Annotated in this window: 12 protein-coding genes; 7 read left to right on the forward strand and 5 right to left on the reverse strand. The window is 54.7% G+C overall.

The features are described 5' to 3' along the window. Positions 1-22: 22 nt before the first annotated feature. The 3 genes from AB8809_RS21205 (at position 23) to nrdG (ending at position 3,848) form a co-directional block, all read left to right on the forward strand. On the forward strand, positions 23-760 hold the full coding sequence (locus AB8809_RS21205; protein WP_012773077.1) for a proteasome-type protease: 738 nt from the start codon (positions 23-25) through the stop codon (positions 758-760). Positions 761-1,163: 403 nt separating this feature from the next. After that, complete coding sequence (nrdD, locus tag AB8809_RS21210) at positions 1,164-3,302, forward strand: anaerobic ribonucleoside-triphosphate reductase (protein WP_181829941.1); 2,139 nt, start codon at positions 1,164-1,166, stop codon at positions 3,300-3,302. Positions 3,303-3,383: 81 nt separating this feature from the next. After that, on the forward strand, positions 3,384-3,848 hold the full coding sequence (gene nrdG, locus AB8809_RS21215) for an anaerobic ribonucleoside-triphosphate reductase-activating protein (protein ID WP_012773075.1): 465 nt from the start codon (positions 3,384-3,386) through the stop codon (positions 3,846-3,848). 11 nt (positions 3,849-3,859) lie between these two features. Here nrdG and AB8809_RS21220 read toward each other — a convergent pair whose 3' ends face one another. From AB8809_RS21220 to AB8809_RS21230, 3 genes are all read right to left on the reverse strand, one after another. Further along, positions 3,860-4,513 carry a hypothetical protein gene (locus AB8809_RS21220; RefSeq protein ID WP_180778937.1) on the reverse strand — a complete coding sequence of 218 codons (654 nt, stop codon included), beginning with the start codon at positions 4,511-4,513 and terminating at the stop codon, positions 3,860-3,862. Positions 4,514-4,631: 118 nt separating this feature from the next. After that, positions 4,632-5,084, reverse strand: a complete 453-nt coding sequence (locus AB8809_RS21225; protein ID WP_180778938.1) for a YhbP family protein — start codon at positions 5,082-5,084, stop codon at positions 4,632-4,634. A 9-nt stretch (positions 5,085-5,093) separates the two neighbouring features. Next, complete coding sequence (locus AB8809_RS21230) at positions 5,094-5,540, reverse strand: helix-turn-helix domain-containing protein (RefSeq protein WP_012773072.1); 447 nt, start codon at positions 5,538-5,540, stop codon at positions 5,094-5,096. A 150-nt stretch (positions 5,541-5,690) separates the two neighbouring features. Between AB8809_RS21230 and AB8809_RS21235 the strand changes: the two genes are divergently transcribed. Both AB8809_RS21235 and AB8809_RS21240 read left to right on the forward strand, forming a co-directional pair. Then, on the forward strand, positions 5,691-6,944 hold the full coding sequence (locus AB8809_RS21235; protein ID WP_349856525.1) for an MFS transporter: 1,254 nt from the start codon (positions 5,691-5,693) through the stop codon (positions 6,942-6,944). Between the two features lie 57 nt (positions 6,945-7,001). Next, positions 7,002-8,354, forward strand: coding sequence for a pyridoxal-dependent decarboxylase (locus AB8809_RS21240; RefSeq protein WP_349856526.1), 1,353 nt, complete (start codon positions 7,002-7,004; stop codon positions 8,352-8,354). Between the two features lie 75 nt (positions 8,355-8,429). On the opposite strand, the gene AB8809_RS21245 is transcribed toward AB8809_RS21240, so the two are convergent. Beyond that, on the reverse strand, positions 8,430-8,888 hold the full coding sequence (locus tag AB8809_RS21245; protein ID WP_012773069.1) for a hypothetical protein: 459 nt from the start codon (positions 8,886-8,888) through the stop codon (positions 8,430-8,432). Between the two features lie 182 nt (positions 8,889-9,070). Continuing rightward, entirely contained in the window at positions 9,071-9,622 is a 552-nt protein-coding gene (locus AB8809_RS21250; RefSeq protein ID WP_181845788.1) for a polymer-forming cytoskeletal protein, read from the reverse strand. Between the two features lie 470 nt (positions 9,623-10,092). On the opposite strand from AB8809_RS21250, the gene AB8809_RS21255 reads away from it, so the two are divergent. Then, on the forward strand, positions 10,093-11,016 hold the full coding sequence (locus AB8809_RS21255) for an aminoimidazole riboside kinase (protein ID WP_181845787.1): 924 nt from the start codon (positions 10,093-10,095) through the stop codon (positions 11,014-11,016). Positions 11,017-11,214: 198 nt separating this feature from the next. Then, a complete protein-coding gene (locus AB8809_RS21260) occupies positions 11,215-12,750 on the forward strand; it encodes a carbohydrate porin (protein ID WP_349856527.1) in 1,536 nt (511 codons plus the stop codon). Positions 12,751-12,821 lie beyond the last annotated feature (71 nt).

Genomic DNA, 12,821 nt, shown 5'->3' on the forward strand with positions numbered 1-12,821 from the left:
ATTTTTAACGAAAAGGTACCTTATGACGTACTGTGTCGCCATGTGTCTGTCTGACGGCCTGGTTTTTGCCTCCGATTCCCGCACGAATGCGGGCGTCGATCACATTGCAACGTTCAAGAAACTCTATGTTTTCCAGCATGAGAATGAACGCGTGTTAGTGATCCAATGCGCGGGAAACCTGGCGACAACGCAAAGCATTATCAGCCTGCTCAACGCCCGTATTGACGCGCAGCATACGCCAAATCTCATGCAGGTTAACTCCATGTATGACGCCGCGATGTTGCTCGGGGAAACCGTGCGAGAAGTGATTCACCGCGATAGCAGCGTTCAGCAGAACGGCAGCAATACCAATTTCGGCTGCAACCTGCTGCTAGGCGGCCAGATTGGCGGTGAAACACATCGGCTGTTTCATATTTACCCTGAAGGTAACTTCATTGAGGCCACGCCGGATACCCCGTATTTCCAGATCGGCGAGAGTAAGTACGGAAAACCGATCATCGATCGCGTGTTGACGATGGATACCCCTCTGGAACAAGCCATGTGCTGTGCGCTGATTTCTATCGATTCCACCTTGCGCAGTAATCTGTCGGTCGGTCTGCCACTGGATGTCATGATTTACCGCACCGGCAGTTTTGCCAGCACTGAACAGCAACGCATTACGGAAAACAATGCCTACTTCACGACGATCCGTAAAGCCTGGTCGGAAGGGCTACTGAATACTTTCCGCCAGCTTCCTCCGTTCCCCGATATTCAACCGTAATATGCACCTCCTCGTCGGCATTCGATAGTCAGCGTCACGCATGACGACGAATGCCGAAAACGGTATCGGGTATTTCAGATATTTCTGTATCACCCCTCTCACTTACCATAAAAAAATGCCCGACAGACCGTCAGAGCACGCCGTGTAAGCCTTCGCGACCCCCGCACTCAATCTGGTCAAATGTTGTTCAAGTTCGATTTATCTACTAGGTGGGAATTTCTTTGCTCTACATCAATTTTGCAGCGATAAAAGCGCAAACACCCCTACGCAATTTCAATATATAGTGCCTATCCTATAAACACGACCTACATATAGTGTTTATCCACAATGTCATCCACAGCCCTCTGTAACCCTTGTCGGGTAGGGCTTTTGCCTGTGGATAACCTTTCCAGAGGAAGAAAACGTGAAACCAGTTGTGATTAAACGGGACGGTTGCCAGGTGCCTTTTGATGAAGTGCGTATCAAAGAGGCGGTCGAACGCGCGGCACATGCAGCCGGTGTCAATGATGCAGATTACTGCGCAACTGTGGCCTGTGCGGTCGCTCAACAAATGCAGGACAAATCGCGCGTAGATATCCGCGAGATTCAGGACGCCGTCGAAAACCTGCTGATGTCCGGCAATTACAAAAAACTGGCGCGAACCTACATCGAATACCGCCACGACAGAGACATCGCACGTGAACGCCACGGTCGGCTGAATCAGGAAATTCGCGGTCTGGTCGAGCAGAGCAACATGGCGCTGCTGAACGAGAACGCCAACAAAGACAGTAAAGTCATTCCCACCCAGCGCGATCTGCTGGCGGGTATCGTCGCCAAGCATTACGCCAAGCAGTACATTCTGCCGCGTGATGTGGTCCTGGCGCACGAGCGCGGCGAGATTCACTATCACGACCTCGACTATTCGCCCTTTTTCCCGATGTTTAACTGCATGCTGATCGACCTGAACGGCATGCTGACCAACGGCTTCAAAATGGGTAACGCGGAAATTGAGCCACCGAAGTCGATCTCAACCGCGACCGCCGTCACCGCGCAGATTATCGCTCAGGTCGCCAGCCACATTTATGGCGGCACCACGATTAACCGCATTGATGAAATTCTGGCGCCGTTCGTCACCGCCAGCCATGCAAAACATAAAGCCGTAGCAGAAGAGTGGCAGATTCCAGATGCAGACAACTATGCCCTGACCCGCACGGAAAAAGAGTGCTACGACGCTTTTCAGTCTCTGGAATACGAAGTCAATACGCTGCACACCGCTAACGGCCAGACCCCGTTCGTCACCTTTGGTTTCGGGCTCGGCGTCAGTTGGGAATCGCGTCTGATTCAGGAATCTATCCTGCGCAATCGCATTGCCGGGCTGGGTAAAAACCACAAAACGGCGGTCTTCCCGAAACTGGTCTTCGCCATTCGCGATGGCCTGAACCACAAAGCAGGCGATCCGAATTACGATATCAAACAGCTTGCGCTGGAGTGCGCCAGCAAGCGTATGTACCCGGATATCCTGAACTACGATCAGGTCGTCAACGTCACCGGCTCGTTCAAAACGCCAATGGGCTGCCGCAGTTTCCTCGGTGTTTATGAGGAAAACGGCCAGCAGGTTCATGACGGTCGCAATAACTTAGGCGTGATAAGCCTGAACCTGCCACGTATTGCGCTGGAAGCCGAAGGCAATGAAGACCGCTTCTGGACACTGCTCGATCAGCGTCTGGCGCTGGCGAAGAAAGCGCTGATGACACGTATTGCACGGCTGGAAAGTGTGAAAGCCCGCGTTGCGCCCATCCTGTATATGGAAGGTGCCTGCGGCGTGCGCTTAAAAGCAGACGACAGCATTGCAGACATCTTCAAGAACGGACGCGCCTCCATTTCGCTAGGCTACATCGGCCTGCATGAAACGATTAATGCCCTCTTCGGTAACCAAACGCACGTGTTTGATGACGAAACGCTGCGTGCCAAAGCCATCGCCATCATCGCCTGTCTGAAAGATGCTACCGAGCAGTGGAAAGACGAAACGGGCTACGGCTTCAGCCTGTACAGCACGCCGAGTGAAAACCTGTGTGACCGCTTCTGCCGTCTGGATACCGCCGAGTTTGGCGTCGTGCAGGGCGTGACGGACAAAGGGTATTACACCAACAGCTTCCACCTCGATGTAGAGAAGAAGGTAAACCCTTACCAGAAAATCGACTTCGAGCTGCCCTATCCGCCACTGGCTAACGGCGGGTTCATTTGCTACGGCGAATACCCGAACCTGCAACACAACCTCAAAGCGCTGGAAGACGTGTGGGATTACAGCTACAGCCGCGTGCCTTACTACGGCACCAACACGCCGATCGACGAATGCTATGAGTGTGGTTTCACTGGTGAATTCGAGTGCACCAGCAAAGGCTTCACCTGCCCGAAATGCGGCAACCACGATTCGGCACGCGTTTCCGTCACGCGCCGCGTGTGCGGCTATCTCGGCAGCCCGGATGCTCGCCCGTTCAACGCCGGTAAACAGGAAGAAGTTAAGCGTAGAATCAAGCATTTAGGCAACGGTCAACTGGGGTAATCCCTTTCGGGCCGCCGCAATGCGGCCCACCTTTCGCGGCACCGTTAGCACACGCCCGCTTCATAACATGGGCTCTACCGTATGAATTACCACCAGTATTATCCCGTTGATGTCGTCAACGGCCCCGGCACCCGCTGCACGCTGTTTGTCGCTGGCTGCGTGCATGAGTGTGTCGGGTGCTACAACAAAAGCACCTGGCGACTGAATTCCGGTCAGCCGTTTACGCAGGAGCAGGAAGATAGGATCATCGCCGATCTTCAGGATACAGTGATTCCCCGGCAGGGAATTTCATTATCTGGCGGCGATCCGCTTCACCCACGGAATGTGCCTGATATCCTGCGGCTGGTCGAACGCATACGCGCGGAATGCCCGGGCAAAGATATCTGGGTCTGGACGGGCTACGTGCTGGCGGAACTGACGCCGGAGCAGCAGCGGGTGGTCGATCTCATCAACGTCTTGGTCGATGGAAAATTTGTGCAAGATCTGAAAGATCCCGCACTGATTTGGCGCGGCAGCAGCAATCAGGTTGTCCACCGCCTACGGTAATTGATAAGAGTCTACTGAAGCGCCGGCAGCTTACCCAACGAACGTAATTGATCGGATTCCAGCACGGTGACCCGCGCTTTTGGTTCGGGCGAGAACGCCTGATTCAGCAATGCCTGCGCGACCGTTTTTCCCTCAATTGCCCGCCACTTTGCCGGGAACAGGCGGAACAGCGGAGCGGCCAGGCTTTCCAGCGGGCGGCTGTCTTCTCTTTCCCCCAGCAGCATCGACGGCTGCGCCAATGTCAGATGTTGCCAGCCCTGCTGCCGCAGCGATCTTTCCGTTTCTCCCTTCACCCGCGAGTAGAAGAAAGGCGATGTTGCATTCGCACTCAGCGAGCTAACCACTAAAAGGTGCGTCGCGCCCAGCGCCAGTGCCACTTTTGATCCTTCCACCACCAGCGTGTAATCCACGTAGCGGAACGCCTGCTTACTGCCCGCCGTCTTGAGCGTCGACCCCAGACAGCAAAATGCGATGTCGACAGGATCGGTCAATTGCGCCAGCGCGGCAGACAGATCGGGATCGTGCGGATTGACCACTTTCTCTGAAGACGCCAGCGGCTTACGGGTCGGTGCATAGATCGTTTCGACCCGATTATTGGCTTTCAACAGCTGTAACAACTCATGCCCCACTAACCCCGTTGCACCTAATAACAATACCCGGCTCATCGGTTTCCCCCTTGTTCTACGTCTTGCGCTATCTCATCTTTTTCGATTTCTGCTGTTATTAATGACAAACGTTATTAATGACAAACGTTATTTATGACAAATGTTATCTCTACTGAACCTACTCATCGCGCTGCCAGTAGCGTTTCTTACCAAAGCCCAGCGCATTGTCCGTCATCTTGATTTCTGTCAGATCGAGCCGCCAGATCGGCGCTTGCGATGCTCGGGCAATCGGAAAACGCGTGTTATACCGCGCTCTGGCCTGCTGGGCTTCATCTCCCTCTAACAGCACCGTCTGTCCCCGAAACTGCACGCCCTTAATCAGCATCACACTCTTCGGCTGGCCGCTGACCGTACCCGCTACCTGTGGCAGCCTGACCATCATTTCACCGTGGCGCGTCTGCAACTCTGTCATCAGATAGAAGGCTATTAATTTATCGTCATAAGTATAGAAGCAACTCGCACACCATAATTCCGAATTTTCACCCACGCATAACGTCAGAACGTGTAGCTTCTTCAGATAACGGGAGATTGCCTCAAGATCGCTGCCTGTTTCTTTCGGTTCTTTCTGCATGACGGCACCTCAATCCACTTTCTGAACGAATGTATCCTGCCCGACCACTGGCTGGCCTTGCGCAGAATGCGGCAGCATAGCTTGCAGAGGCTGACCAGTGTGTCTGTCCAATAACAGCGAGTGAGGTTCCCCCTCCGCGAACAGTTGCTGTTCCCCCCACTGGCGTAACGCCACAACAAGCGGGAACAGTTGCTCGCCTTTTGGCGTCAGGACATATTCCTGATAAGCCGAACTGTCGGAAACAGGCTGAACGGACAAAATACCTTCGTCAACCAACGTGCGCAGGCGGTCGGTCAGAATATTTTTGGCAACGCCCAAACTACGCTGAAAATCGCTAAAACGGCGACGATTGTCGAAGGCATCGCGGATAATCAGCAACGCCCAGCGATCGCCAACCACATCCAGCGCGCGGGCGACGGGACACGCATCCTCTTTCAGACTTTTGCGCTTCACCATGACGATTTCTTCCCCTTTTTCCTGTTCAGCTTGCCTTACCTACAGGCTGAAAAGCTGACCGTGCGTTTCTGGTTGCAGAATAAAACCAGAGTGTTTATGCTTCAACTGGTTTTATTTTGAAACCAACAATGAGTAGTAAAAGCTAATATTATGAAAACCAGCCCTATTCATACCACGTCATCCGTCACTGAGTGCGATCTTTACAGCACGCAGACGACATTGCCGCGCGCGTTAGTTTTGCTGTTTGCCTGTGCCAGCGCCCTCAGCGTCGCCAATGTGTATTACGCACAGCCGCTGTTGGATGCATTATCGGTAGATTTTCACATCAGCATCGCTGCCGTTGGCGGCGTGATGAGCGCAACACAGCTTGGCTGTGCGCTGGCGTTAATTCTTCTAGTACCGCTGGGTGATATCCTCAATCGACGCTATTTGATGCTCGCCCAGTTGGGTGCGCTCATCGTGGCGCTGATCGCCGTTGGGCTATCCACCACGTCCCTGGCTCTATTGATCGGCATGCTGGCCGTGGGCATGCTCGGCACGGCAATGACTCAGGGGCTGATTGCTTATGCCGCGACGGCTGCCGCACCACAGGAGCGCGGGCGCGTGGTGGGTGCGGCACAGGGCGGCGTGGTGATTGGGCTATTGCTGGCGCGCGTGCTGTCCGGCTTTATCGCCGATGTCGCAGGCTGGCGCAGCGTGTACTTTTTCTCCGCGCTGCTGATGCTCCTGCTTGCCGTGCTTTTATGGCGCACACTGCCGCATCAGCTGCTTGCCCGGCAACGCCCGCACTATTCCGCGTTGCTGCTCTCTATGCTGACCCTGCTGCGTCAAGAACGGGTGTTGCAAATACGCGGCACCATCGCTTTACTGATGTTTGCTGCCCTGAGCATTTTCTGGAGCGCACTGGTTCTGCCGCTGAGTCGCGAACCGTATTTCTTTTCTCATACGGTTATCGGTGCGTTTGGTCTGGTGGGGATTCTCGGCGCATTGGCGGCGGTAAAAGCGGGCTCATTGGCCGATAAAGGCCGCGAACAGTGGGTCAGCGGCATCGCCCTGTTATTGCTGCTGACATCGTGGCTGCCGCTGTGGTTAGCCCCCTATTCTCTCCTCGCGCTGGTGGTCGGCATCATCGTTCTCGATCTGGGCGGACAGGCCATTCACGTCACCAACCAAAGCATGATTTTCAAGACGCATCCCGATGCGCACAGCCGTCTGGTTGGCTGTTATATGTTGTTTTATAGCATCGGCAGCGGGCTTGGCGCGATGGCAACGACAGCGGCGTATGACGCTGCGGGCTGGTCAGGCGTGTGCCTCCTTGGCGCAGCCGTCAGCCTGACGGCGCTGCTTTTCTGGAAAGTGACGCTGCACGCCTCAGCGCCGTCACCGGCCGCTTCCACGCCATAGTGATAGCGGAGCAACGCTTCTTGATAAACACACCATCCTATTGATAAGGGAAACAGCATGAGCGAACTGACATTACTGGCTGATGCCGACGAGCGCGGCCGACGCTATCTGGCTGAGAATGCACAGCGTCGGGTTTTCCCCGATGCCGCTGCCCTCGCCGCGCTGGCACGTTTTGATGAAGCGCTGCCGCAACAGGGCTTCTCGCCCGAAAGCACGCTGACGCTGCTGGATGAGGTCGGCTCACCAGCTACCACCGCCTCCAATGGCCCAAACTATTTTGGCTTTGTTATCGGTGCCTCATTGCCGGTCGCCGCCGCTTCCGAGCGATTAATGATCGCCTGGGATCAGTGCGCCTCCACCTTTGATAACTCACCAGTCTCCGCCACGCTGGAACGTCTCGCCAGCCGCTGGGTACTCGATGCGCTGAACTTGCCCAAAGAAAGCGCCGTGGGTTTCGGCACCAGCGCTACCGCCTGCACGCTTTCCTGCCTGGCCGCCGCACGTCGTGCTCTGCTGGCAAAACAGGGCTGGGATTTTGACAACGATGGACTGAACGGTGCGCCTGAAATTACGGTCGTGATTTCGGAACTGACGCACATTACCGTGAAGAAAGCGCTACGCGTACTCGGCTTTGGGCTACGCCATTTACGTATCGCGCCCGTGAATGCGTTTGGGCAGATCGATGTGGCACAGCTTCCTCCTCTGGACGACCGCACCATTCTTTGTTTGCAGGCGGGCGAGGTAAACACGGGGGAATTCGATGACTTTGCGCAGATCATTCCAATCGCTAAAGCGGCAGGTGCCTGGGTTCACGTTGATGGTGCCTTCGGACTGTGGGCCAGAGCCTCGTCCCACGCGGCGCTCACCGAGGGCATCGAACTGGCCGACAGTTGGACAACAGACGCGCATAAATGGCTGAATACCCCCTACGACTGCGCGATGGCGATTTGCCGCGATGCGGATGCGCTGGCCGAAGCGATGAACGCGGATGCCGTCTATTCCAGTGCAGCACGCGATGCCCAGAAGAACCTGACACTCGAATTTTCCCGCCGGCCGCGCGGCATTCCGGTATGGGCGGCACTGCGTACGCTGGGGCGCGACGGCGTGGCAGAGATGGTCGAACGACACTGCCGACAGGCAGCATTCATTGCCGACGGCCTGCGCCATGCGGGTTTTGAAGTACTGAATCGGGTGGTGCTTAATCAGGTTCTGCTGCGTGGGGAAACCAACGGCCAGACGACAGCAATACGAGACGCGTTGCAGGCGTCGGGCAAAGCATGGTTTGGCGGCACGGTGTGGCAAGGGCGTCCGGCACTGCGCATCAGCGTGTCATCCTGGCGCACGCAGGACGACAACGTGCAGGCGCTCATCACGCTGCTGACGGAAATCAAAGCTCGAACCCCACACTGAGCGCGGTATAAAACAACTATCCCCGCAAACGCGGGGATAGGGAGACGTCATCAGACTACGGCGCACTGAAATACGCTAGACGTAAACGCTAATGCTGGAGACCTGCCCCTGAAAGCGGTTCAGCGCCTCGGCCGCACGTTGCAGGCTTTCGGTATTTTGCACTTCGCTACGGGATGATGCACCCGCGACACCTTGCTGAATGGTGTCGAAAACATTAATCGGCTGAAAGACATTGGAAGGCGGCACACTGCCGACATTTTCGCGCGGCGACGAGATAAAACCCAGTAGCGCGGAACCCTCTTCACGCCCCAACCGCCCACTGCTGACAAGGCCTTCTACCGTTTCATACAGTTCGGCGGGGCTAATGCGGGTGAAATCATACCGCGTCGTCTGACCAACAGGAACGGCACCGCTACCCGCCTGATAAGACTGAAGCTGTTCGGACAGTGCAGCTTTCTCAGCATGCTCTGTGGAACGCTTCGCCATCACCTGCTGGCTGGCAAAGACGGACGACTCTGCGGCTTCAACTTTCATATCACCTCCTTACGGTAACGTATGGAAGACAAAAATGATTGGCATCGCGCATCACCGTGACGGCGAATGCAAAAACGGCGTGCTTTAATACTGACACGCAATCCCCCATCACGCCAGCCAGAAGCGGGATTTACCCCGCTGACGCGGGGAGTACTCAGGCATTCAGATATTAAGAACGAGCCTCACGCCGTTGGCACATTACCCGCTAGTGCGACAACGTTTTCTTGTTCTGCGGGCGCCTTAGCGGCTTTCTCTTTTTTCTTGTCCACGTAGGTCAGTTTTTCCTGATTCTGCGTAGGTGGGGTCAGCGGGTGGGACTGGCCGGTGAAGACGCCGCCTTTTTCGATGGAGAGTTCATCGGTGAAGATATCGCCGAATACTTTTCCCTGCGCCAGAATAGCAACGACGCTGGCAGCGATGCGTCCTTCAACGCGACCATTGATGATGATCTGCTGCGATTTCATTTCGCCATTTACCTGACCAGTGTGCTCCACTTTAATCGTGTTATCGCACTGCACATCACCTTCTACCCGGCCTTCGACGGTGATATTGCCATCCACCACCAGAGATCCCGTCATGCGTGCGCCCTGAGAAATGAAGGTGTCTTTTTTCACGCGTACAGGGTTCACTGAATTAATCAACTCGTTCGATGGGCTGATCGCGGGGGAGCTGTTTATTTCACTGCGCTCTTGCGGTTCTTTTGCGTCTTTTTTGTTTTTATCAAATGAAAACATCGTGTTATTCCTTTTAACAGTATAGAAAAATGCGATCGCGACACTCGCGGCTAGTACGGCAGCCACTCCCTGACCGTAATATCGAAGGGGGAATTCGCTATAAATATCAATAAGCCAGGCGGCGACCAACAAAGCCCATAACGCCCATATTCCCCAAAGCAGGTTGTAATTACGCACCGGGGTAGCCCCGGAAAGAGGTGGGGTAATGCATATCCTTCTCCATTCGTCCTTTTTGCAGCTTGAATCCCAGATTAATTCAGCCACGCTCAATAACTATCGGATGACAGTCCCTTTTATTTAGTCCGATGACCATGGCAACGTGATGACTATCGCATAAATTTTCACCAACGCGATGGGGAAAAGTGCGTTTTATTGATGTGGGTGCGTCTCTACAGTGAAGAGTATTGCTTAGCTAAACCGATTCTTCTATTTTAGCAAACAGTCTAATTCTCGTTGATAAGAGTAACGTTATGGCAAATAGAATTTGGGTCATGGGCGACGCGGTTGTCGATCTCATCCCGGAAGATGCGGAACGCTATCTGAAATGCCCCGGTGGAGCACCGGCGAATGTCGCCGTTGGCATTGCCAGACTGGGCGGAAACAGCGCGTTTATCGGTCGCGTCGGTGACGATGTTTTTGGCCATTTTCTCAAAACAGTGCTGGAACAGGAAAACGTCGATACCCATCACATGGCGCACGACAGGTTCCACCGAACCTCAACCGTGGTCGTGAGCCTTGATGAAACAGGGGAACGTGCCTTCACATTTATGGTACGCCCAAGTGCCGACCTGTTTTTACAGCCGGAAGACCTGCCGATATTCAACCGGGGAGAATGGCTGCACCTCTGCTCTATCGCACTCTCACAGGAACCCTCACGCAGTACCGCCTTTGAGGCAATGCGGCAGATAAAAGCCGCGCAGGGGCGGGTCAGCTTCGACCCGAATATCCGTGACGATCTCTGGCAAAGCGAGCAGGAACTGCGCGACTGCCTGACACAGGCGCTGATGCTGGCCGACGTGGTGAAGCTGTCGCGTGAAGAGCTGGCTTTTCTGTGTTCAACACCGGACGTTGAAGCAGGGATTCAGCAGTTCATGCAGCGCTACCCCACACAGCTCTTGCTAGTGACACTAGGCAGTGAAGGCGTCTGGCTGCACGATCGCCACCAGCTACGACATTTTGCCGCACCATCGGTGACCCCTGTCGATACTACAGGGGCAGGAGACGCTTTCGTTGCCGGTTTACTGCATGGCCTGGCGCAGTATGACGACCTGTCACAGCCGCTTAGCTGGGATCCGATTATCGCGCAGGCACAGCGGTGTGGCGCACTTGCCACCACAGCAAAAGGCGCAATGACCGCACTTCCCTACGCTCAGCAATTGCACGCACTCCCTTAGCCCAGCCCTAATCCCTCCGTTTAATACGGTTACCGCCCGGTTTTGTAGTCAGGATCACAGTTACAGAATCGGGCGAGTGAAATTTCTTGCTAACCCTCCTGCTGGCTTTTATTTTCCTCATGAAAAACCGGTTTAGCAATTTAGCTAAACAAGGAAAATCCAAAAACAATAAATCTCCTTCACGACGAGAACGAAAAAATGAAACCAAGCCACCTTGCTGTGACGATAGGATTATTACTCTCCTCCCCGTTTTATGTTTCTGCTGCCAACACCGATAGTATTGAAGCTCGCCTGAACGCCATGGAGCAACGACTGCAACAGGCGGAAGCCCGTGCTCAGGCCGCCGAGGCCAGAGCTGACGCCGCGGAAAAGCAAACCCAACAGCTCGCCACTCGCACGACGCAAACCGAACAGAAAACCCAGCAGGTGGAGCAGCGCACGACGGCGCTGGCTAAGCAAAAATCATTCGCCGATGGATTTGAATTCCACGGCTACGCGCGTTCCGGCCTGTCGATCAATGATTCCGCCACCAGTTCCAAAACCGATATCGGGCCGGGCATGTCCCCTGCGGGTCAGACTGGCGGACATATTGGTCGTTTAGGCAATGAGGACGACACCTACGTCGAGATCAAACTGGAACACAAACAGAAGCTGGATAACGGCGCGACCACTCGCTTCAAGGTGATGATGGCGGACGGCCAGCGCAGCTATAACGACTGGACGGCAACCACCAGCGACCTGAATATCCGCGAAGCCTTCGTCGAGCTGGGTTCATTACCGACCTTCACCGGCGCCTTTAAGGACACCACGCTGTGGGCGGGTAAACGCTTCGATCGCGATAACTTCGATATTCACTGGCTGGACAGCGACGTGGTTTTCCTCGCGGGCACCGGTGGCGGGATCTATGACGTGAAATGGGCGGATAGCGCCAAGAGTAACTTCTCGCTGTATGGCCGCAGCCTCGGCGAAATTACCTCGCTGGATAACGACATCAAAAACTACGTCTTTACCGCGAATAACTACATCGGGCCCTTCCAGTTCATGCTGAGCGGGTTAACCGCGAAGAACAACGATGTAAAACAAAATACCGGTACAAGCCGCGATAACACCTTCGTTACCAATACCAATGCGGGCGATAAAGGCTATCACGCCATGGTGGCTTACCACGGCGACAGCTTCTACGGCTTACGCGACGGGACATCGAAAACCGCGATCCTCTACGGTCACGGACTGGGCGGCGAAGTGAAGAACATCGGTGCCGACGGCAACCTGACCAACGACGCCAACACCTGGCGGTTTGCGACTTACGGTACGACCGCGTTGAACAAAACCTGGAGCTTTGCTCCATCCATTCTGGCGCAAACCAGTAAAGACCGTTACGTCAACGGCGATAGCTACGAATGGGTGACGTTTAATGCGCGCCTGATTCAGGAAATCACCGAAAACTTTGCACTGGCCTATGAAGGCAGCTATCAATACATGGACCTCGATCCGCGCGGCTATCGCAGCCTGAATCAGGTGAGCGGCGGCTTCTACAAATTGACCTTCGCACCGACGTTCAAGGTTGGCGATATCGGTAACTTCTTTAGCCGTCCTGAACTGCGCGTGTTTGCCAGCTACATGGACTGGGATAAACGACTGGATAATTACTCCAGTGAAGATACGTTTGGCTCCACCGGCTTTAAAGCAGGCGGCGAATGGAACTTCGGTATCCAGATGGAAACCTGGTTCTAACCCTTGCCCGGCCTTGGCGTCGATTACACGCTAATCGACGCCAAAGACACTGCATATCCGATTGAAAAAGA

This window comes from Pectobacterium aroidearum, from assembly GCF_041228105.1.
Taxonomy (GTDB): Bacteria; Pseudomonadota; Gammaproteobacteria; order Enterobacterales; family Enterobacteriaceae; genus Pectobacterium; species Pectobacterium aroidearum.

Coding starts and splice junctions, on each gene's coding strand:
- AB8809_RS21205 (WP_012773077.1), top strand. CDS start 23: ATGACGTACTGTGTCGCCATGTGTCTGTCTGACGGCCTGGTTTTTGCC.
- nrdG (WP_012773075.1), top strand. CDS start 3,384: ATGAATTACCACCAGTATTATCCCGTTGATGTCGTCAACGGCCCCGGC.
- AB8809_RS21220 (WP_180778937.1), bottom strand. CDS start 4,513: ATGAGCCGGGTATTGTTATTAGGTGCAACGGGGTTAGTGGGGCATGAG.
- AB8809_RS21225 (WP_180778938.1), bottom strand. CDS start 5,084: ATGCAGAAAGAACCGAAAGAAACAGGCAGCGATCTTGAGGCAATCTCC.
- AB8809_RS21230 (WP_012773072.1), bottom strand. CDS start 5,540: ATGGTGAAGCGCAAAAGTCTGAAAGAGGATGCGTGTCCCGTCGCCCGC.
- AB8809_RS21235 (WP_349856525.1), top strand. CDS start 5,691: ATGAAAACCAGCCCTATTCATACCACGTCATCCGTCACTGAGTGCGAT.
- AB8809_RS21240 (WP_349856526.1), top strand. CDS start 7,002: ATGAGCGAACTGACATTACTGGCTGATGCCGACGAGCGCGGCCGACGC.
- AB8809_RS21245 (WP_012773069.1), bottom strand. CDS start 8,888: ATGAAAGTTGAAGCCGCAGAGTCGTCCGTCTTTGCCAGCCAGCAGGTG.
- AB8809_RS21250 (WP_181845788.1), bottom strand. CDS start 9,622: ATGTTTTCATTTGATAAAAACAAAAAAGACGCAAAAGAACCGCAAGAG.
- AB8809_RS21255 (WP_181845787.1), top strand. CDS start 10,093: ATGGCAAATAGAATTTGGGTCATGGGCGACGCGGTTGTCGATCTCATC.
- AB8809_RS21260 (WP_349856527.1), top strand. CDS start 11,215: ATGAAACCAAGCCACCTTGCTGTGACGATAGGATTATTACTCTCCTCC.